This is a genomic window from Streptomyces sp. NPDC094034 (assembly GCF_040303865.1).
Lineage (GTDB): Bacteria > Actinomycetota > Actinomycetes > Streptomycetales > Streptomycetaceae > Streptomyces.
In genome coordinates, this window is the sequence record NZ_JBEOUD010000012.1 from 146966 (window position 1) to 167880 (window position 20915).

Below are 20915 nucleotides of genomic sequence, written 5' to 3' on the forward strand. Positions count from 1 at the left end.
GCGAGCTGCCGCCGCGGGCCGGCTCAGCCGTCCGGGAGGCCCCCGCACAGGTGATCTATGGCGAACGCGCCCGCCTCCTGCTGCAACCGCCGTTCCGCCTCCAGCTGTCGCAGCAGTCCGTCGAGCAGCTTGTCGTCGCGCGGATTCTGGAGGAATTCCAGTACGGCCCGCTGGAAGGCCCCTCGGAGGGTCGACGGCATGGCGTCGGAGGCGTCGAAGCAGAGTTCGTCCGCCTCCCGGAAGAGTTCCAGGACCTTCGCGGTGCCCGCCGTCAGGGCTCCCGGGCCCGCGGTGCGGTCCGGGAAGATGGGGCGCTCCGCGGGTTTCGCCGCGGCGGCCCAGTCGTCACGGGTCTCCCGCGATGTCAGCTGGCTCATGAGTGTCCAGGCCGCGTCGCTCGGTGTGAAGACGGCCGCCATGTCGCCCGAGACCTCGTACGCCTTCTGAGGGGTCGGCAGGCCGGGGACGACGGCGGAGGTGGGCGCGGGCAGTACGTCATCGCCGTAGTGGCGACGGATGAAGGAACCCTGATGCTCCAGGGTGCAGTCGCCGCTGTTCAGCAGGCCGTCCCGGCCCTGGAAGGAGGTGGCGAGCGCGTCCTTGCCCGCGTTGCCGCCGCCCGCGGTCAGCAGCGTCCGCCAGGACCGCCATGCCTCCTTCACCGGTCCGTCGTCCCACTCCAGATCGCCGGTGGCCCACCGCTCGTACACGGCGGGGCCGTACCGTTGGAGCAGCAGATCCTCGATCCAGTCCGTGCCCGGCCAGCCGGACGTGGCGCCCGACGCCATGCCCAGGCACCAGGTGGGGTTCCCGGCCGCGTCCCCGTCGTCGGGACGGCTCCATACGATGCTCTTCAGGTCGACCCGTACCGGCACCCAGTACGAGTGCTGGCGCTGCTCGCCGTCCTCGTCCCTGAGGGTGATCCTCGGTGACCACGGTCCGATGGCCGCCCCCGCCACGCCCTCCGGCAACGGCCGCGCGTCGCCGTCGCGCGCGTACTCGGCCAGCTCGCCCTGGCCGTTGAGGATCGCCACATCGGGGGGTGTGTCCGTCCGCAGCTGGGAGACCAGCGTCTCGCGGAGCGAGCGCGTTCCCTCGTAGACGTAGGTGTCTCCCGTCCGCTCGCTGATCTTCTTGAGCGTGTCCACGAACGGCTGTTCCTCACCGTCGGTCCACGGGCCGAGCACCACCAGCGTCCTGTCCTGCTCGGTCGAGCAGCCGGTCGACACGAGCGCGGCCACGACGAGCAGACAGCCGGCCAGAGCGACGCGGAACAGCGGGCGCGTGGTTCTCATGGGGACCTCCAGTGGATCGCCAAGTGCCTCCGGCCGTAGTGGAAGAGGGTGAAGCCGCAGGCCAGGGTGGACGCCCCGGCGAGGGCCAGGGCCAGACCCGCGGCGGGCGCCCAGGCGCCCGGGTGCGTGCCGCGCAGGTTCGCGGCGAGCCGCTCGTCCTCCTTCTCGATCAGGGTGTCGGTGTCGATCTCGCTCCTGATCTCCTTCTTGATCCCGTCCTCGGGGGTGTGCGGCACCGCGATGTCCCCGAGGCGTTCGACCGTGTGCTGTACGCGCAGCTGCGCGCGGTGCTGGCCGGCGGCGCCGAAACCCAGCACGACGAGCACCAGCAGGACAGGCACCGCGTACACCGTCAGCAGCGGGCTCCGTATGCGCAGTTGCCCCCTGACGAAGTTGAGCGTGCCCACGACGGTGAACGTGAAGACCAGCGCCGCCAGCCCTGCCGCCGACGCCGCCCCCACCGGCAGCGCGGTCCATCCCGAGAGGTCGTCCACGTCGGTACGCAGGTCCGTCTCCAGACTCCTGATGCGATCGAGGAGAGCCGGGGAGGTGTCATCGATGGGGCCCGTGCCGCTGCCCAGCAGGCCCGCCGCGTACTCCATGCCGGCGCCGCGCAGTACGTCGCTCCCGTAGTGGCTGTTGGCCCAGTTGATCCAGTCGTCGTAGGCGACGACCAGCCCCGAGATCACCCGGACCTCCTGCTCCTGCGCCTTGTTCAGGGCCTTGGTCTGCGCGGCGTTGTTCAGGCTCTGCGACGCCTCGGTCAGCAGGGAGGGGTAGCGCTCGCCGAGCCCGACGAGCGCGGTCTGGGCGAGTGGCTCCTCCCCGCCCTTGCCGAGCCGGCGCTCGGCCTCGTACCGCGCGAGCGTCAGCGAGACCCTGGCGTGGGTCAGTTCGACCAGGGCGGGGGCGTAGCGGTCGCGGAGCTGTCCCGTACGGCCCTGGAGGTCGAAGTACGCCGTGGCCGCCAGGGCGAGCACCGTGAAGGCGACGGCGGGCAGCAGCAGCATCCGGCCGAGCAGGAACTGCGCGGTGGACCGCCGGTCGCCCGCGGGCGTGCGCCCGGACGCCCAGCGCCACAGCGCGCGCCCCGCTCCCCGCCAGTTCATACGGCGCCCGAAGCGCGCGAACGACCGCACGACGCGTCCGCCGGGCTCCCCGGCGGAGCCGTCCTGGAGGCGGCGCGCGAGTCGGCGGCTCATCTCCGCTCCCCGGTCGTGGTGGCGTCCGCCGGGCCGGAGGGCCGGCCGCGGAGCCAGCCGCGGAACAGGCCTCGGCTCGGTTCACCGCGGCGATGGCTGAAGGCGTAGGGGCGGGTGCGGTACGCGTTGTCGACCAGGGCCTCGGCGAGCTCCCGGTCCTCGGGGCGTGCGGTGAAGGGCACTTGCTCGGAGAGCCGCAGATAACAGGCGGCAAGCTGTTCGCGCAGTTCCCGTGCCGTGACAGGGGCGGGGATCGTCTCGGGCAGTTCCGCCAGCTCCGCGTGGAGCGTGGCCAGCGGCCCGGACTCCGCTTCGGCCGCGTCCGGAGCCTTTCCGCCGTGGCCCCCTCTCCCGCGGCCTCGAACCGTACGGCTCGGCTCACTCCCCCGCGCGGTCGTGACCAGCAGGAGCAGCAGTTCCTGGAGATCCGCGCGGAGCCGTTCCTGTGCGTGCCGGTCGGTCAGGCCCTCCTTCAGGGTCAGCCGGTGCAGGGCCACCCACGCCTGTCTGGCCGAGGCCACGGTCGGCGGCGAGCCGTCGACGGGCGGATCGGCGAGGATGCGCACCATGGCGGTCCGGGCCGCGGTGCGATGGCGCGAATCGGCGGGGACGGCTTCGAGACAGTCGAGGGCGAGTCGCGGTTTCCGGTCGGCGAGATGGATACGGGCGAGACCGAAGGCGGCGCCGCCCAGGGCGTGATTGCGGTGCCATACGGCCCCGTACAGCACCATGGCCTCCTTCGGACGGCCGAGCACCTCGTGGCAGTAGCCGAGGGCCAGTTTGGGGGCGTACTCGCCGGGGATCGCCGCGTAGACCCGGTCGAAGCACTCCAGCGCGGATTCCACCCGGTCACGGGCGAGATGGAGCAGCCCCTGATGCCAGTGCAGCCGCCAGTCGTAGGCGGCGAGAGCGCCGACGGCGACCCGGGCCCGCGTCAGCTCGCGCTCGGCGGCGGCCCGTTCCCTGACGGCCTCGGCGGGATGGTCGCGGGCGATCTCCAGATGGAGCCGGCAGCGCAGCAGGGCCCGTTCCGGGGACTCGTCCCAGGCGCTGCTGAGCTGGAGCAGTCCGGCCGGATCGTCGTACGAAGTGCGCTGTAACTCTGTCCAGTTCTCGTCGGCGTCATCCGGTTTGGGGACCGGCAGCCCAAGAGCGACCTCCGTGGGTCTCGGTGGCCAGGCCGTCAGCCGGCGCTTGCCGTTGCCGCCGTGTCGCCACTGCTCAAGGGGCGGGGCCTTGCCCAGCTCGCCGTCGAGGGCGGCGGGCGCCGCGGCGAAGAGCGGTGACGGCTCGAACGTCTCTTCACCTATCCGCAGCGAGCGCAGCTCACGCAGTACGCCGCGGAGCTGGACGGACATCTCCTCCGCGGTGGCGAACCGCTCCTCGGGCCGGGGCGCCATGGCGCGGCTCAGCGCCCTTCGCAGTGATGTCGTACCGAGACCGGAAGGGTCCTCGGGCACCCGGTCGAGCAGCGCCTGGAGAACGGCGCCGACGGCATACAGATCGGCCGACACGGTCATATGGGTGGAGGTGCGCAGCTCGGGGGCCGGATAGGTCACGGGCCCGGGGGAACCGATCCTCCGCACACCGGCGACATCGATCAGTTTGATGCCGTCGCCGCAGTGGATCACATTGGTGAGGGAGAGGTCACCGTAGACGAACTCTCTCTCAACATGCAGATAGGTGAACGCGTTCAGGATGCGCAGTCCGTAGACGGCGATGAACTCATGGACGCGGTAGTCGTGGAACGGCGCGACGCGCTGGGCGATCTGCTCGGCGACCCAGGCCAGCGGCGCGCCGTCGGCGAACTCCATCACGATGAACTTCGCGGTGTTCGCCGGGTGACCGGGGTGCTTGGCGTAGTTGAAGACCTTGATGATCGAGGGATGGTTGAGGCTGACGAGCCGCAGACGCTCCGTCAGGGCGGTCTTCGTGGCGCTCGGATCATCGGGATCGCGCACGCCCTTGAGCGCCACGGCCCGCTCTTCGAGCATCTGGTCGCGGGCGAGATACACCTGCCCGTAGCTGCCCTGGCCGAGCCGGCCGACGACCCGGTACTGCTGGTGCAGCTCCTGCCCGCGTACGAGCCCGGGACCGGAACCGGGACCAGCCGCGTCGGTGGGCGCGCGTGGGGGACGGGCCCGGGCTTCGAACGCGTCACCGTGCTCAGGCGCGTGGTCGGGCGCGGGCTCCGGCTCTGGCTCTGGCTCCGGCTCCGGCTCCGGCTCCGGCTCCGGCTCGACGAAATCGTCGGGATTGCCGACGGTGACATGCGGGAGGTCGGTGAGTCCGTCACCCGGCGGGAGTACGACGTATCCCCGTGGGGTGTGCGGCAGATCGAGCGACTGTACGGCGTCCTCGACCTCGGTGGTCAGCCGGAACAGCTCGTACGCGACGACCGCGCTGTTGCGGAGCACGTCCCCCTGGCGCAACTCCGCCAACCGCGCCGCGAGTTGACTCGCCGGTGACTCCGGAGCCCGCACGGCCCACCGCTCCGTCCTCGTCCGCTGGAGCTGACGGCCCCTCTTCTCCAGGGCGGTGAGTACGGCCAGCCGCCCGGCGATGGCCGTCGCGCGGCGTTCCGCCCACTCCGGGTCGAGCAGTTCACCGGCGACGCGCTCCAGCAGTGGGGAGTGCGGATCGCGGAAGACGAGCAGCAGTCTGCTGTGGCCGGGTTTCAGCAGTGCGCGGAGCAGGGGCAGGGCCGCCTCTCCCGCCGGGGCGACCCGGTCGATGGAGAGGAACGCGGCGGAGAGCGGCGGGCACTGCTCGGCGATCCGCTCCAGCAGTACGGCGGTGTCGGCGGCGGGTGACGTACGGTCGCGCAGACCCGTCCTGGCCGCGGTGCGGACGACAAGTTGCTCGGCCGTCCAGCCTGTCGCGTCCAGCGCGATGTCGATCGAGCCCGCCTGTGGATCCATCGGTCCACCGGTGCGTACCGCCCGCGGATTGCGCTCACGGTCGGCGAGGATGAGTGTCGAGTGGATGGCGAACAGTGCGTCGTGGTCGCCGTCATGGGCGAAGGCCAGCTCCACGGGCTCCGCCACGCGCTCGGGCGCCGCGGCGAGGTCGAGAGAGGATGCCGCCCCGGCCGCCGGTGTGCTCGTACGCGACGCCGCCCCCGCTCCCCCTGCCCCTCCCGTATCGGTGGCCGGTCCCGCTCCCGTGTCCGTACCTGCCTTGCCCGCCGTACCCGCCGTGCCCGCGGTGCCCGCCGTACCCGCCGTGCCCGTGCCTGTGGCGGAGCCGCCGTCGCCGAGCCACCGGGTCATCGTCCGGCGCAGCCCGAGGGCGCGCTCCCCACTCCCCGTGCCGGGGGCGAGCGGGATGGTGCGGGAGACCGCGCGCGGCCCCGACACCAACAGATCCAGCTTGTCGGTGGGCAGATGCCTCAGGATCGTCTCGGTCGGGATCACATAGGCGTGGCCCAGGGCGACAGGAAAGCGCTCCGTGCCGTGCTGGTCCACGAGGATGCCGATGACCCCGCCCGTACCGCTGTGAACCACACCGCTGCCGCTGAACCCGTGCCGTACCGCGTAGGGCGCCGACTCGGGGTCGAGCTGCACCCACTCGGGGTCGTGGCCGGGACCGCCGCGCCCCAGCAGCCGGGCGTTGATGTGCTCACCGCCCGGCAGGTCCACCGGATAGCCGACCGTGTGCACCAGCGCGTTGCGCGCCGGGATCTGCCGGTGCAGCACCGCGGGCTTCACCCGCGGTCTCTCGGCCAGCCGCAGCAGCGCGATGTCGGCGCTGACGTGCGAGGTGGGCGGCCGCAGATAGTCTGCCAGCACCTCGGCGCTCAGCGGCTCGGGCACCGCGGAGCGCGCGCCCGGGAACTCCGCGTACACCCGCTCCAAGGGCCGGGACGCACCGGCGCTTCCCGGACGGCGCTCGGACAGGACGACATGGGCGCAGGTGAGCACCAGCCCACCGGACAGCAGCACTCCCGCTCCGAGCGGCGCCGCCCCTCGGTCCTCCCCCTGGAACAGCCGTACCCGCCAACTACCGTCCGCCGAAAAGTATGCGGAAGTTCCCCCGGTCTCCCTCATACCTCTCAACAATAGCCACGGGGAGTGACATCCGGCCCCGTCGTGCCGCGTTGGATCGCCGCCACGACATGCTCGGCGTGCGCGCGGACGTACGGCAGCAGGTCGTCCCAGCGCTCCTCCTCTTCTCCGAGGTAGATGGCACGCGCGCGAGCCAGCGGGGCGCGGTGCTCGGCCGGGAGCCGGGCGAGCGCCCAGTCGGCGGCGGCGTCCTTGGAGTCGACCGATCCGGTCACGACGGTCATCCAGACCCTGGCAAGGGTCAGAAGGACGTTACGGGTGTCCGATTCGAGCTCGGTGAGAAGGTCCGGGACACCGTCGACGATCCCGCGTACGAGGTCCTCGTGCGGAACGGGATCGAGTACGTCGCCCGGTGGGGGCCCGGTCAGCGTGGCCTGTCCGAGCAGCACCATCGTGATCAGTGGCGCGAGATCGGGGCTCGGCTCCGAGGAGGGCGTCAAGCCCCGCTCGTACGCGTCGCGAAGCCACTCACCGTACTGAAACTCGCGGCGCGGCGGGTAACTCCACGGGTTGACGTCGGATTGGACGACGACGGTCAACTCGACGGGACGAGCGGGGCCGCGCCGGGCCTTGTGGCCGGAGATCTCCAGCAGCCCGTCGACAAGCGCGCGTCGCTCCCGCGCCGTTGTGCGCCGCCGGACGACAACGAACACATCGATGTCGCTGTGCGGCCGGGGACCGCCGAGCACGGCGGAGCCGTGCAGGTAGCCGCCGATGATGTCATCACCGAGCACCTTGTGAACCAGACGGAGGATGTCCTCGGTGGCGGGACCTGGTTCCGAGCCTGGGCCCGGCACTCGCACCTGAACCGGCGGCGCCACGCGTCACGCCTCCAGTTCCGCGACGGCCGCCAGCAGCCGGTCCACGTCCGAGCGGTCGTTGTAGTGCATCAGCCCTGCCCGTACCGCGCCACCGGTGTCCCGGAGCCCCAGCACGCCGGCCAGTTCCCAGGCGTAGCAGTGACCGTCCCAGACATTCACCCCACGGGCCGCCAGCCGCTCGGAGACCTCTCGCGGTGTGTGCCCCGCCACCCGGAAGTAGACGGTCGCGGTCCGGTGCGCGGGCTCGCCGTGGAGCATGACCCCGGGCAGCTCCACCAGCCCCCGCCGCAGCACGGCGAACAGTTCACTCTCCGACGACTCCACGGCGGCCATCGACCGGAGCAGCCGCGCGCGCCGGTCGCCCGGAGCGGGGCCGGCGAGCGCGGCCAGATGGTCGACGGCGGCCGTGACGCCGGCCAGGTCCGCGAAGGGCGCCGTGCCGGTCTCGAACCGGGACGGCACGGCGACCGGCGAACAGATCAGTTTGTCCGGGCTCAGCGTCTCCAGCAGCCGGGGGTCCGCCGCCACCGCGCCGATATGCGGCCCGGACCACTTGTAGGCGCTCGTCGCGTAGAAGTCCGCGCCGAGCGCCGCGACATCGACCGGACCGTGCGGGGTGGCGTGGACCCCGTCGACGAATGTCAGGGCGCCGACGGCGTGCGCCTTGGCGGTGATCGCCGCGACATCGGGGCGGGTGCCGAGGATGTTGCTGGCCGCCGTCACCGCCACCAGACGGGTACGGTCGCCCAGCAGCGTGTCGTACTGCTCCACCGGCAGTTCACCGGTCGCCGGGTCGACCTCGGCCCACCGGACGACCGCGCCCGCGCGGGCCGCGGCCTGGAGCCACGGCCGGATGTTCGCGTCGTGGTCGAGCCGGGAGACCACGATCTCGTCACCGGGCCGCCAGGTCGAGCCGAGGACCTGGGAGAAGCGGTAGACGAGCGACGTGGTGTTCGGGCCCAGGACAATGCCCTCGGGAACGCCGCCGACCAGATCGGCGACTGCCCGGCGGCACTCGGCGACGATCTCCCCCGCGCGCCGACTGGCCGCGAACGAGCCGCCCACATTGCCGATCCCGGACCGGTACGCGTCCGTGATCGCGTCGATGACCGCGGTCGGCACCTGCGTGCCCGCCGCGCCGTCGAGATAGGCCGTACCGTCGCTGAGCGCGGGGTAGGACGCGCGTACCGCCGCCACGTCGAACGTCATTGCCGTCGGTTCCTCTCGCTGATGACTCGTGCGGGCCCCAGCCTGGCGCGGACCGGGCCGCAGGGGAAGTGACTATTCCGGTCCGGGCGGCACAGCCCTGGCGGCACGGCCCGGGGCAGCGGCCCCGCCCGAACGGCTCGCTACTCCCCGAGGACGGCTGTCAGCACGTCATATGTCTCCCGGTCGAAGGCGATGAGCCGGATCACCTCGACCGAGGTCGGTGACGATCTGACGGTGGCGACGGCGATCCGCGCCGCCCTCTGCGCCGGGAACCCGTACACACCGGTGGAGACGGCGGGAATGGCGATGGTCCTGACGCCCAGTTCGTCGGCGACCTCAAGGCAGCGGCGGTAGCAGGAGGCGAGGACCTCGCCCTCGCCGTGCTGTCCGCCGTTCCAGACCGGGCCGACGGTATGGATCACATGCGTGATCGGTGGATCGAGGTCGAACGCGGGGGTCGCCATCGCGTCACCCGGCCGGCACGGTCCGATCGCGGCGCCCGCTTCGGCGAGCCGCCGCCCGGCCGCCCGGTGAATCGCGCCGTCCACGCCGCCTCCGCCCATCAGCGACGTGTTCGCCGCCGCGACGATGGCGTCCACGTCCTGGCGTGTGATGTCACCCTGTACGACCTCGATCAGAGCCATGCGCCCGATGATGCCACCTGACCTCACCCGAGATGGGGCGTCTGACCTGGCGTTTCCCCTTCGCGACGCTACCGTGCCGTGGGTTCGGGGCCGGCCCAGAAGGTGTCGAGGGGATACGGAGTGGCGGCGGCGATCAGCCGACGGGCCGTGATGTGCGCCTTGTCCTCGGCCTTCTCCACGCTGCCCACGGCGTGACCGGCGATCGCTCCCTCGTAGACCAGCAGGAGTTGGTCCACGAGCAGGCCGGGATCGGGCGCGCCCGTCGCCTCGGCCAGCTCCAGCATCCTGGCGCGCAGCGCCCGCTTGTGGGCGGCGGTCACGGAGCGGGCCGGGTGCCGCGGATCGGCGAGCTCGACCATGGCGTTGACGAGCGCGCAACCGCGGAAGCCGGGCGATGAGGCCGCCCACGACCGCAGGGCGTCGAAGACGGCGAGGAGCCGGGCGCGCGGGTCGTCACCGGCGTTGTCGACGCACTCGTCGAGTGTCAGCTGCCAGCGGACCTGGCGTCCGTCGAGGTAGGCCAGGAAGGGAGCGGTGTCCATGGTGTTCTCCTCAGCGGTGTTCTCAGCGGTGTCCCGGGGCACTGGCTCGTCGGTCCCCCGTCCCCTCCCTGCCCGCTGCCGACCGGCTCCGAGCCGGTCCGAGGCCGAGGGGGTAATGGGTATAGTTGATTTATTCGGTTACCCTAGCATGGAGTAAGGCTTGAAGATTTCTTTTTCCAATTACAAGCTGGGGGCGGGTACGGCGACCGATCTGGTCAACACCTCGCCCCTGGTCTGGCGGACGGTGGGCGAGATCCTGACCGACCCCGCCGCGCTGACGCACTTCCTGGCCGAACACGACATCCACCTCGACGCCCTCGCCGACGGCCGGCGGCCGGACGACACCGACCTCGAAGAAGTACGCGCCCTGCGTGGCGAGATCCGCGCCATTCTTGAGGCCGACGCCGAGGAGCATGTCGTCGACGCCGCGAGCGCGCTGGTCGGGCGGGGCGGCATCGGTCCGTCCCTGTACCGCGACGGCGAGGACCGCTGGCAGTGGTACGTCATGACGTCACCGGATACGTCCGTCGCCGACGAACTGGCCGTTCTCATGGGCACCGGACTGCTCGGCGCCCTGCGGACCTTGAGCCACGACCGGTTCCGTCACTGCGCGTCGCCGGTGTGCGAGGGGATGTTCGTCGACACCAGCAAGGCCGGGCGCCGTCGCTACTGCATGCCCGAGCTGTGCGGCAACCGGCTCAACGTCGCCAGCCACCGTGCACGCCGACTGGAGAGCACCCGCCGCCGCGCGGACTCGCGAGCCGAAGGCGACGCGGACACGGACGGCCGGTGAGCGGTGGTCAGACCGACGGTCCAACCGCCGCCGACCGCCGCGCGGAGCGCCGTGCCGACCGCCGGGCCGTCCGTAGCGCCAAGGCCGCGAGGGCTTCCGGGGCGCCCTGCCGGCCCCGTATTCCGGGAAACGCGTTGATGTCCACGATCAGTGGGGTGCCGTCGCCCGCGTCGATCACATCGACGCCGTACACCTCCAGCGCGAATACGGAACCGACCGTGCGCGCCAAGTCCTGCCAGCCGTCGGGCAGATCGCCGAGTGCGAGCGGGAGCGTCGGGCCCCGCCCGCCCTCGGCCAGCTCCGAGCGGCGCAGGGCCGCGAAGACCCGGCCGTCGATCACCCACAGCTTGTGGTCCCAGCCGCTGTTCTCCCTGAACCGCTGGACCACGACCGGCTCCTGAGCCCATGCGGAGCGCAGTTCGCGCAGCCGGGCGGCGCCATCGACCCGGGTGACGAGGTCATGTCGTCGGCTGTGCCTGCTCTTGACCACCAGTGGATACGGCAGGTCGGGCTCGTCGGCGAGTGCGGCCAGGCTGGTCAGGGTACGGGTGGCCGCGAACGGCAGCCCGGCGCACCGGGCCAGAGCGGCCATCTCCGTACGGTCCTGGCACAGCGCGGTCGCCGCGGCCGAGTTCAGCACCGGAGCCCCGCGCTCCTCGAAGGATCTGGCCAGGGCCAGTGCCCGCGGTGTCCGTGCCTTCAGCAGATAGACGTCGGCGAGCGAGCCGGAAGCGGCCGGGTCGCCGGTCGAACCGTCGCCCCCTGGCTCCGGGCCCGGCTCCGGGCCCACCTCCCGGGCCGGCGCCGGGTCCCGCGCCGGGTCCGGCTCCGGCTCCCGCTCCGGATCGATCGTCGTCACCTGGTGATGGCGGGTCAGCAGCGCGGTCGTCGCGGTCAGCACCGGGTGATCGGGCCGGGAGGTGATCAGACAGATCCTCATCCGGCCTCTCCCGCCGTCGCGGGTATCCGGAACGGAACCCCGGCGGACGTCAGGAGCGATACGGGCCCCGGCACCGCCACCGGAGCGGACTCTGACACCGCCTCCGGCCGCGGGACCGGGCCGACCGCCGCCGCGCCACGAGCGGTACCGCCCGTGCGCGCCAGTTCAAGGACCGCCTTCGCCACGCGCGCCGTCGCGTCGGGCACACGCCGGAAACTCGGGAAATCGTTCACGTCGACGATGACCGGACCGTCCGGGCCCAGCAGCACATCCACACCGAACAGATCGAGCCCGTAGACCTCACCGGCCTCGGCGACCAGCCCCGCCACCTCCGCCGGCAGCGGAACGGAACGTTCCCGCTGGGACTTCCCGGGATGCAGCGGTGAGGACCGCTCCGTCGCGAACAGTTCGCCACCCACCCCGTACACCTTCAGATCGACGCCGGAGTTGGGGATGTACGGCTGGGCGATAAGCGTCCCCTCCCCCGACAGCCCGGCACTCGCCGCCGCCAGCCGGTCCGGCGACCGCACCAGCCGCACGCCCCGCCCCGAACTCCCCTCGGCGGGCTTGACCACCAACGGAAACGCCGCGGCGGGAAGCTCCGCCAGCAACTCGGGGCGCGCGACCGCGTATGTCTCCGGAACCGGAAGTCCCCGGCTGTGGCCGACCACCGCCGCCGCCATCTTGTCCCGAACGCCACGGATCGACCGCGCGTCGTTCACCGTCGTCAGCCCGACCGCCGCGGCGGCCTCCAGCAACGCCAGCCCCGGCCCGCCGGAGACCGTCTTCAGCACCCACGCGTCATGACCGCCCGCGCGTACCGCCTGCGACAACCGCAGCGGTGACGCGCCGGGCCGTAGCACGTCCACCCGGTGCCCCCAGCCGGCGAGCTGACCGATCACCTCCACCGGCATGCCGTCGAACCGGTACTGCTCCTCCACCACAAAACAGAGCCTCATCGACCCTCCCCGCAACCCCCGGACACCAACGGACAGCTGACATCTCGGAGACCATGATCCGCCCCACCGTAACCGGGCCCGCCACCAGCCCTGCCGACCCCACCTGTCATCCGACCGCTCGGACCGTCCGGCAGAGCCGCCCGCCCCCGGCCGGGAGCGCGCGACGCCCGGCCACTCCGTGTCGTGGGTCCGTCACTCTTCGGCAAGCCGCGGCTCCCTGTCCTGCCCGCGCCCCGGGCGTCTGGAGGCGGAGCGGGCGGGCGCTCGTAGACTGTTTGATTGGAGGTTCTTTGAAGGCCGTTTCGTCCTCAGGCGATGGTGATGGCATGGCGAACCCGACGATCTTGACCGTCGACGACGATCCGGCGGTCTCCAGAGCGGTCGCCCGCGACATCCGGCGCAGATACGGCGGTCAGTACCGGGTCGTACGCGCCGTCTCAGGGGCGGAGGCGCTGGACGCGCTGCGCGAGATCAAGCTGCGCGGTGAACGGCTCGCGGTGATGCTCGCCGACTACCGGATGCCGCAGATGAACGGCATCGAGTTCCTCGAAGCGGCGATGGACCTCTTCCCCCTTGCCCGACGGGTGCTGCTGACCGCGTACGCGGACACGGGCGCGGCCATTGACGCGATCAATGTCGTCGATCTGGATCACTACCTCCTCAAGCCGTGGAATCCGCCGGAGGAGCATCTGTACCCGGTGATCGACGAGCTGCTGGACGCCTGGGCGACCACCCCGGATCCGACCATCACCGAGACCCGCGTGGTGGGGCACCGCTGGTCCGCTCCGTCCTTCGCCGTACGTGACTTCCTCGCCCGCAATCTGGTGCCGTACCGCTGGCTGCCCGCCGACGAGCCCGAGGGCGCCAGGCTGCTGGCCGCCGCCGGAGTGGCCCCCGCCGACGTACCGCTGGTGGTCACCTCCGACGGCACGTCACTGGTGGCACCGGCCGAGAAGGAGCTGGCCGCGCATGTCGGGCTGAGTACCACCCCCACCTCGGACTTCTATGACCTCGTGGTGGTCGGCGGCGGACCGGCCGGGCTCGGCGCCGCGGTGTACGGCGCGTCCGAGGGGCTGCGTACGGTACTGGTCGAGCGCGAGGCGACCGGCGGGCAGGCGGGACAGAGCAGCAGGATCGAGAACTATCTCGGGTTCCCCGACGGCGTCTCCGGAGCCCAGCTCACCGACCGCGCCCGCCGCCAGGCGCTGAAGTTCGGCGCCGAGATCCTCAGTGCCCGCGAGGTCGTCGGGCTGGACGCGGCCGGATCGGGCCGGGTGGTGCGGTTCGGACAGGGCAGCTCCATCACCGCCCATACGGTGGTGCTCGCCACCGGTGTCTCCTACCGCCGCCTGGCCGCGTCCAGCCTGGACGAGTTCACGGGAGCGGGGGTCTTCTACGGGTCCACCGTCACCGAGGCGTCGACCTGTTCGGGCGAGGAGGTGTACTTGGTGGGCGGCGCCAACTCGGCGGGGCAGGCGGCCGTGTATCTCTCCCGCTTCGCGCGGCGTGTGCATCTGCTCGTCAGGGGCGCCGATCTGTCCCGTTCGATGTCCAACTATCTGATCGAGCAGATCAACGACATCGACCATGTCGTCGTCCACCCCTGGACCGAGGCGGTCGGCGGGAAGGGCGACGGCCATTTGCAGCAGATCACGCTGCGGGACATCCGGTCGGGGGCGACGGACTCGGTCGACTCGTCGTGGCTGTTCGTGTTCATCGGCGCGGAGCCGCGTACGGAGTGGCTGGAGGGTGTGGTCGAGCGCGACGCGCGGGGGTTCGTGATCACCGGCCCCGATCTGGTGGCCGACGGGCGGCGGCCGGCCAACTGGCCGCTGCCGAGGGACCCTTACCACCTGGAGTCCAGCGTGCCGGGGGTGTTCGCGGCCGGTGACGTCCGTGCCGCGTCGCTCAAACGCGTCGCGTCCGCCGTCGGTGACGGCGCGATGGCCATCTCCCTGGTCCACCGCTACTTGGAGTCACAGTGAGTGCTTCGAACCGTTTGACGCCGGCCGATCTGCGCACCTTGTTCCTGTTCGAGGCGCTCGACGAGAACCAGCTGGCCTGGCTGGCGGAGCGGGGCAGGGTCGAGCGGCGGACGGGCGGCAGCGCCGTCTACTCCGAGGGCGAGCCGGCCACCTGCTTCTTCGTGCTGCTCAGCGGTGCCGTGACGCTCAGCCGACGGCTGCACGGTGACGAGATCGAGGTCACCAGAACCGACCGGCGCGGTGCGTACAGCGGGGCGACCCAGGCGTACCTCGGTGACCGCGTCGACCAGGCCTATACGAACACGCTACGGGCCATCAGCGACGCGGAGTTCTTCGCCCTGCCGGCCGACGAGTTCGCCGCGGCCATACGCGGCTGGTTCCCGATGGCGCTCCATCTGCTCGAAGGGCTCTTCTTCGGGTATCGCGCGGCGGACACGATCCTGGGCGAGCGCGAGCGGCTGGTCGCGCTGGGAGCGCTGTCCGCCGGTCTCACCCATGAACTCAACAATCCGGCCGCGGCGGCGGTACGGGCCACCGAGGCGCTGCGCGAGCGGGTGGCCGGGATGCGGCACAAACTCGCCCTGATCGCGGACGGCCGGCTGGACGGCACCCGGCTGCGCGGTCTGGTGGAGCTCCAGGACGCGGCGGTCAAGCAGGCCGCCGCGGCCTCCCCCATGTCGGCGCTCGACGCCTCGGACGCCGAGGACGAACTCACCGACTGGCTCGACGAGCACGAGGTGGCCAGGCCCTGGGACGTGGCACCCGTCCTGGTCTCCGGAGGAGTCAATGTGCCCTGGCTGGCGTCGGTCGCCGAGGCGGTGGGCAAGGACCATCTGGACTCGGCGGTGCGCTGGCTGGCGTACGCCATCGACACCGAACTGCTGATGGGGGAGATCGACGACGCCGTGACCCGGGTCTCCGACCTGGTCGGAGCGGCCAAGCAGTACTCCCAGCTGGACCGGGCACCGCATCAGGTCGTGGATGTGCACACGCTGCTCGACGCCACGCTGACGATGATGCGGGCGAAGATCCCCGCCGGGATCCGGGTGGTCAAGGAGTACGACCGGGCACTGCCGCCGATCCCGGCGTTCGGCGCCGAGCTGAACCAGGTGTGGACGAATCTGATCGACAACGCGGTCGACGCCATGGACGGCGAGGGCACGCTCACGCTGGGGACGAGGAGGGCGGGCGAGCGGCTGTATGTGGAGGTGACGGACACCGGGAGCGGTATTCCCCCGGACGTCAGGCCGCGGATCTTCGAGCCGTTCTTCTCCACGAAGTCGGTGGGTGAGGGCACCGGACTGGGCCTGGACATCTCGTACCGCATCGTCGTCAACAAGCACCACGGCGACATCAGGGTGGACTCGCGGCCGGGCCATACCCGGTTCCAGGTGTGCCTGCCGATCACTCCGGTCGCCGAGCCGTCAGACTCCGTGGGCCCGGCCGCGCCGGCGGAGTCGGCCGGCTCGCCCGCCGGGGAGTGATCTCTGCCGGACACCGCGGCCCGTCCCTCGCGGACCGGCAACCTTTCGGTCCTCGTCGGCGACAAGAGGGTGAACGTCCCGGGCGCACAGCGCCCGTCCCCCTCCTTGCCCTCCGAAGGGACACACCCGTATGTCCACGATCATCAGCCGGCGCCGCCTGGCGGCCCTGTTCGCCTCCACCATCGCCGTCGCCGCCCTCGGCGCGATACCGCAGCAGTCCGCCGTCGCCGCGGAAACCGGGCCCATCGGCTTCGGCGCGGGCACCACCGGCGGCGGCGGCGCGACGCCCGTCACGGTCAGCACGCTCGCCGCGTTCACCTCGGCCGTCGCGGGTGAGTCCGCGAAGGTCGTCCGGGTCTCCGGGCTGATCACGCTCAGCGGCCAGGTCGACATCGGCTCCAACACCACGGTGCTGGGGGTGGGTTCGGAGTCGGGCTTCACCGGTGGCGGACTGCGCGTCAAGGAATCGACCAATGTCATCATCCGCAATCTCCGGATCAGCAAGCCCGTCGCGCCCGCGGACGGCATCACCGTACAGAAGTCCACGAAGGTGTGGGTCGATCACAACGCCTTCTCGGCCGACCGCGACCACGACAAGGACTACTACGACGGACTGCTGGACATCACCCACGCGTCCGACCATGTCACGGTGTCCTGGAACACCTTCAAGGACCACTTCAAGGGCTCGCTCGTCGGTCACAGCGACAACAACAGCGGTGAGGACACCGGGCACTTGCGCGTGACGTACCACCACAACCAGTTCAGCAACGTCTACTCGCGCCTCCCCAGCCTCCGCTTCGGTACCGGCCACTTCTACGACAACTACGTCCAGGGCGCCGACACCGCCTGCCACTCCCGGATGGGAGCGCGGATGCTGGTCGAGAACAATGTCTTCCGCGACACGAAGGTCGCGGTGACCACGAACCGCAGCAGCGATGTGGACGGCTACGCGGTGCTGCGCGGAAACGACCTCGGAGGCGCCGCCACCGAGATCTCGCAGACCGGCTCCTTCACCACACCTCCGTACAGCTACACGGCGGAACCGGCGTCGAGTGTCGTCGCCTCGGTGACGGCGGGTGCGGGCACGGGGAAGATCTGACGCACCCCGGGGCGCCCGCGCCGCCGTTCCCGTGGCGGAACGACCCCGAGCACAGCGTCGCCGATGTGCCGTCGAGGCGGCACGGCCAGTGCGCGAGGCCGGTTTGCCGGATCGGCAAAGAGATTTTGCTTGTGGCGTGCCGCGGCCACATGGTCGTGCTGACGGTGTTCGTCACGGCGGGGCCCGGCTGTCGGCCGCCCCGCCGTGGTAGGCCGTCGAACGACCAACGCGGGATCGCACAAGGAGGACGGATGTCTCAGCACGCGCAGGTACCGGATGTGACACACCGCTTGGTGGATGTTCCGGGCGGCCGGATCCATCTGGTGGAGCAGGGCACCGGTCCCCTGGTCCTTCTGGTCCATGGGTTCCCCGAGTCGTGGTATTCCTGGCGCCACCAGCTCCCGGTGCTCGCCGCGGCGGGGTTCCGGGCGGTGGCCATCGATGTGCGGGGCTACGGGCGCTCCTCGAAACCCCATGACATCGAGGCGTACCGGATGCTGGCCCATGTCGCCGACAACGTCGGTGTCGTGCGCGCGCTCGGCGAGGAGACCGCCACCGTCATCGGCCATGACTGGGGTTCGAACATCGCCGCCAATACGGCGCTGCTCAGGCCCGATGTCTTCACCGCGGTGGGACTGCTCAGCGTTCCCTACACGCCGCGCGGCGGCTTCCGGCCGACGGACGCCTTCTCCATGATGGGCGGCCCCGAGGAGTTCTATGTCAGCTACTTCCAGCGGCCCGGCCGGGCGGAGGCGGAGATCGAGCGCGATGTCCGCGGCTGGCTGGCCGGGTTCTACGCCGCGCTCTCGGGCGACGCGGTTCCCCCGGCCGACGGCGGTGATCCGCACTTCGTCCCGGCGGGCGGAGAACTCTCGGACCGCTTCCCCGACGCTTCCGTGCCCTCATGGCTCAGCGAGGCCGATCTCGACGTCTACGCGCACGAGTTCGAGCGTTCGGGGCTGACCGGAGCGCTCAACCGCTACCGCAACATGGACCGGGACTGGGCGGATCTCGCCGCGTGGGACGGGGCGCCGATCACCCAGCCCTCGCTGTTCATCGGCGGTGCGCTCGACGCGTCCACGACCTGGCTGGCCGACGCGATCAGGGCGTACCCCACGACCCTCCCCGGTCTGGTCTCCTCGCACATCCTCGAAGGCTGCGGGCACTGGGTGCAGCAGGAACGCGCCGACGAGGTCGGCCGGCTGCTGACCGACTGGCTGCGCGCTCTGCCGGTGCCGGCGCGGAGCTGACCGCGCCCCGCGACCGACCCCGTATCCGCGTGCCGGGCGCGTTCACAACGCGTCGGCGAGTTCCCCGATCTGCTCCGCGAGATGCGGGTCGGGGTGCGGAACGCTGCCGAACTCCTCGTCCTCCTCGATCGTCAGACGCTGGACGGCCGCGCGCAGCGCCGGGCTGGGCGGGCGCCGGTGGTGTGTGGTGGGGTGGCAGACGCTGAGACGACCCGCCGGGAGCGCCACGAGCCCGGAGTCGAGATCGGCGGCCTGGTCCGCCCAGTGCGCGGCGTCACGCCGCTCACCTCTGCCGAGATGGAGGAGATAGAGGCAGTAGGCGGCCGTGGGGTTGCCCGCGCCGGCCGCGAACTGCCACCAGAACTGGGCGCCTTCGTGCCATCCCGCCAGGTTCAGCAGGCAGGCGAAGTACAGCGCGCCGTCGGGGTCGATACGGCGGGAGTTGGCGAGCCTGGCCAGCCGCCCGGCCGCGTCGATGCCGTGCAACGCCTCGGCCGACAGGGCGTGCAGGTCCTTGCCCGCCTGATCGTGGACGGTCGGGAAGAAGTCGGCCGGGGCGGCGGGCCCGGGCCGGGCGACACCGGCGTTACGGGCGACGGAGCCGTCGAACATGAGCGTGTCGGCGACATCTCGGGCGATCTGCGCCTTGGAGGCGGCGAGGTCGTACTCGGCGAACGCGTCGGGGATCACAGCGTCTTCCAGGACCTCGTCGATGCCGCGCGGGGACTGCATGGGGTTCACTCCTTCTCCTTGCCGGCGTCCGCGTACAGGGGGAGGCCGAGCTTCTGGGCGATACGCCGCTTGGCCAGCCGCCGGTGGGAACGGACGGTGTCGCGCTCCACACCCATGATGCGGGCGACCTTGTACGAGGGGTAGCCCAGCACATACAGCAGCACGATCACGTCGTACTGCCGCTCGGGCAGCGAGGCGATGGCGGTGTAGAGGCCGAGGGAGGTCTCCATGACCTCGAAGGTGCACCGCACCGACTCAAGCACCGCGCGGGCGGTGCGCTGGAACGCGGCGGTCTCCACCAGTTGGGGGTCCAGGCCCACCAGCCGCAGATGGGTGTCCACCCGCGCCTTCAGCAGCGCCCACGCGTATGCCTCCGGGCTCTCCGCCCGCATGACGTGTTCCCAGTTGAGGGCCAGATGGGAGAAGCAGCGGCGCACCACCGCCACGGCCGCTGCCTTGTCGCCGAGCATGGCGTGGGCGTAGTTCAGATAGGCCTTCACATACAGGTCGTGGAAGGCCTCCAGGGCGGGCGGCAGGGTGTACCGCACCTCGGCCAGGTATTCGCCGTGGTCGTCGGGCGACGGAAGGTCGGTGTTCACGGCTGGGCCTCCTCGTCGTGGGCGGCGGGCGTGAGCACTTCGGTCCGGGGAGCACGAGGAGCGCGGGGAGCGCGGGGAGCGCCGTGGTGGCGGTCCTCTATGAGCGCGGCGGCTCCCACCCGCACCCCGGCACGCAGCAGACGCCGCGTCAGGTAGCGCAGGTCCGAGGCGAAGACGCGCACGGCGGTGGCGAGCACCAGCAGGGCGAAGACGTCGTTGGGCGTCACGGCATGTCCTTCTTCTACTGAGCAGCACCCTTGAACCCCCGCTGGTGCTGGAGGACTTCGATGTCCTCAAGAAGCAGCTTTTCGGACCGGGGTGGTCAAACGTGCAACGCGACACCCAAGAAAAATACGGAAAGCGATCGTCCCCTTACATACAGATGCCGCCCCATCCACCCCATGCGCCACACCGAGTAAGCGAGTGAACACCGTCAGGCAGGCCCCGACCTGCGCCGACGGGACAGCGCGAACCGAGCCACCGCCAGTGCCCCCCGCGTCGAGTTCAATCCACAATCGATCTGAATGTGGCGCAGATCACTCAGTTGTGCCCCACTACCTGGCACACGCTCTCAGCCGGCGCGGGCGAGACGTTCCCGGGCCGCGCGACATGGATCCGCCCGCCGTTCCATCGAACGGGTGGTTTCACCCCCGTGCCAGTCGGCGTGTCCGCCGAACGCCACCCGATGCGCGTCGATCGCGGGCTATGGTTCTCTCGGTTCGCGGGTACGAATCCCGCCGTCGGCCCTGGCTGGCGTGATCGAGCAGCACGCTGACGTGATCGAGCAGTACAACGCCCCCTCCGACGGAGGGGGCGTTGTTGTTGTACGGCTCAGCCCTGCTTGGTGACGGTGCCCGCGCCGGGTTCCGGAGCGGGGAACGCTTCCACGATGCTGTCCGGAGCGGCCTGTTTCCAGGAGTCCACGAGGATGTCGCGCAGCTCGTCCAGATCCTCCAGCGCGCCCAGCCGCACCCGCACCCACGCGGAACTCGCCTCGTGCGGCGGCACCCAGAACTTCTCCGGCTCGGCCGCGATCAGCTCCGTACGCTCGTACCGCGGACAGCGCACGGCGAACGACGTCTGATCGTCCGGGACCGTGACGAACATCTTCCCCGCGACACGGAACGTGGGCATGCTCCACGCCTCCTTCTCCACTGTCTGCGGGAGGGACAGCGCGATACGGCGGACTTCCTCGGCATCAATCACGGTCACGGCCACCATGGTAAATGCCGTCCCTGCCGACCGAGTCGCATCGGCCTCCCCGGTGACCTCCGCGCGGGGCCTTCAATGTTAG

The 20915-nt window shown here is 71.0% G+C and carries 18 protein-coding genes; 5 read left to right on the plus strand and 13 right to left on the minus strand.

Annotated features, from left to right (window positions below; all coding sequences use genetic code 11):
• Nucleotides 1-23: 23 nt before the first annotated feature.
• The 7 genes from ABTZ59_RS14045 to ABTZ59_RS14075 all read right to left on the minus strand — a co-directional run bounded on the left by ABTZ59_RS14045 (nucleotide 24) and on the right by ABTZ59_RS14075 (nucleotide 9780).
• Entirely contained in the window at nucleotides 24-1295 is a 1272-nt protein-coding gene (locus ABTZ59_RS14045; protein WP_351395812.1) for an extracellular solute-binding protein, read from the minus strand.
• On the minus strand, nucleotides 1292-2497 hold the full coding sequence (locus ABTZ59_RS14050) for a GlnX family signal transduction membrane protein (RefSeq protein WP_351395814.1): 1206 nt from the start codon (nucleotides 2495-2497) through the stop codon (nucleotides 1292-1294). The genes ABTZ59_RS14045 and ABTZ59_RS14050 overlap by 4 nt, the downstream gene beginning before the upstream one ends.
• Nucleotides 2494-6441 (minus strand): tetratricopeptide repeat protein, encoded by a 3948-nt coding sequence (locus tag ABTZ59_RS14055; RefSeq protein ID WP_351395817.1) that lies wholly within the window; start codon nucleotides 6439-6441, stop codon nucleotides 2494-2496. Before ABTZ59_RS14055 ends, ABTZ59_RS14050 begins: the two co-directional genes overlap by 4 nt.
• Nucleotides 6442-6551: 110 nt before the next feature.
• Nucleotides 6552-7361, minus strand: a complete 810-nt coding sequence (locus ABTZ59_RS14060) for an aminoglycoside adenylyltransferase family protein (RefSeq protein ID WP_351395909.1) — start codon at nucleotides 7359-7361, stop codon at nucleotides 6552-6554.
• 27 nt (nucleotides 7362-7388) lie between these two features.
• Complete coding sequence (locus ABTZ59_RS14065; RefSeq protein WP_351395819.1) at nucleotides 7389-8594, minus strand: cysteine desulfurase-like protein; 1206 nt, start codon at nucleotides 8592-8594, stop codon at nucleotides 7389-7391.
• Between the two features lie 140 nt (nucleotides 8595-8734).
• A complete protein-coding gene (locus tag ABTZ59_RS14070; protein ID WP_351395822.1) occupies nucleotides 8735-9238 on the minus strand; it encodes an O-acetyl-ADP-ribose deacetylase in 504 nt (167 codons plus the stop codon).
• Nucleotides 9239-9306: 68 nt separating this feature from the next.
• Entirely contained in the window at nucleotides 9307-9780 is a 474-nt protein-coding gene (locus tag ABTZ59_RS14075; protein ID WP_351395824.1) for a TetR family transcriptional regulator C-terminal domain-containing protein, read from the minus strand.
• Nucleotides 9781-9940: 160 nt separating this feature from the next.
• Between ABTZ59_RS14075 and ABTZ59_RS14080 the strand changes: the two genes are divergently transcribed.
• Nucleotides 9941-10573, plus strand: a complete 633-nt coding sequence (locus tag ABTZ59_RS14080; RefSeq protein ID WP_351395827.1) for a CGNR zinc finger domain-containing protein — start codon at nucleotides 9941-9943, stop codon at nucleotides 10571-10573.
• A 7-nt stretch (nucleotides 10574-10580) separates the two neighbouring features.
• Here ABTZ59_RS14080 and ABTZ59_RS14085 read toward each other — a convergent pair whose 3' ends face one another.
• Nucleotides 10581-11513, minus strand: a complete 933-nt coding sequence (locus tag ABTZ59_RS14085) for an ATP-grasp domain-containing protein (RefSeq protein ID WP_351395830.1) — start codon at nucleotides 11511-11513, stop codon at nucleotides 10581-10583.
• The gene (locus ABTZ59_RS14090; protein ID WP_351395833.1) at nucleotides 11510-12472 is read right to left on the minus strand and encodes an ATP-grasp domain-containing protein; all 963 of its coding nucleotides are present in this window, start codon (nucleotides 12470-12472) and stop codon (nucleotides 11510-11512) included. The genes ABTZ59_RS14085 and ABTZ59_RS14090 overlap by 4 nt, the downstream gene beginning before the upstream one ends.
• Before the next feature lie 326 nt (nucleotides 12473-12798).
• On the opposite strand from ABTZ59_RS14090, the gene ABTZ59_RS14095 reads away from it, so the two are divergent.
• The 4 genes from ABTZ59_RS14095 to ABTZ59_RS14110 all read left to right on the plus strand — a co-directional run bounded on the left by ABTZ59_RS14095 (nucleotide 12799) and on the right by ABTZ59_RS14110 (nucleotide 18290).
• Nucleotides 12799-14457, plus strand: coding sequence for an NAD(P)/FAD-dependent oxidoreductase (locus ABTZ59_RS14095; protein ID WP_351395836.1), 1659 nt, complete (start codon nucleotides 12799-12801; stop codon nucleotides 14455-14457).
• Nucleotides 14454-15941: an ATP-binding protein gene (locus ABTZ59_RS14100; RefSeq protein ID WP_351395839.1), complete on the plus strand. Its 1488-nt coding sequence runs from the start codon at nucleotides 14454-14456 to the stop codon at nucleotides 15939-15941. Before ABTZ59_RS14095 ends, ABTZ59_RS14100 begins: the two co-directional genes overlap by 4 nt.
• 130 nt (nucleotides 15942-16071) lie before the next feature.
• Nucleotides 16072-17040: a pectate lyase family protein gene (locus tag ABTZ59_RS14105; RefSeq protein ID WP_351395841.1), complete on the plus strand. Its 969-nt coding sequence runs from the start codon at nucleotides 16072-16074 to the stop codon at nucleotides 17038-17040.
• Nucleotides 17041-17291: 251 nt separating this feature from the next.
• Nucleotides 17292-18290, plus strand: coding sequence for an alpha/beta fold hydrolase (locus ABTZ59_RS14110; RefSeq protein ID WP_351395844.1), 999 nt, complete (start codon nucleotides 17292-17294; stop codon nucleotides 18288-18290).
• Nucleotides 18291-18332: 42 nt separating this feature from the next.
• Here ABTZ59_RS14110 and ABTZ59_RS14115 read toward each other — a convergent pair whose 3' ends face one another.
• From ABTZ59_RS14115 to ABTZ59_RS14130, 4 genes are all read right to left on the minus strand, one after another.
• Nucleotides 18333-19022, minus strand: coding sequence for a hypothetical protein (locus tag ABTZ59_RS14115; RefSeq protein ID WP_351395847.1), 690 nt, complete (start codon nucleotides 19020-19022; stop codon nucleotides 18333-18335).
• A gap of 5 nt (nucleotides 19023-19027) precedes the next feature.
• Nucleotides 19028-19621, minus strand: coding sequence for a sigma-70 family RNA polymerase sigma factor (locus ABTZ59_RS14120; RefSeq protein WP_351395850.1), 594 nt, complete (start codon nucleotides 19619-19621; stop codon nucleotides 19028-19030).
• On the minus strand, nucleotides 19618-19848 hold the full coding sequence (locus tag ABTZ59_RS14125) for a hypothetical protein (protein WP_351395852.1): 231 nt from the start codon (nucleotides 19846-19848) through the stop codon (nucleotides 19618-19620). The genes ABTZ59_RS14120 and ABTZ59_RS14125 overlap by 4 nt, the downstream gene beginning before the upstream one ends.
• 604 nt (nucleotides 19849-20452) lie before the next feature.
• Nucleotides 20453-20842 carry an MmcQ/YjbR family DNA-binding protein gene (locus ABTZ59_RS14130; protein ID WP_351395855.1) on the minus strand — a complete coding sequence of 130 codons (390 nt, stop codon included), beginning with the start codon at nucleotides 20840-20842 and terminating at the stop codon, nucleotides 20453-20455.
• Between the last annotated feature and the right edge of the window lie 73 nt (nucleotides 20843-20915).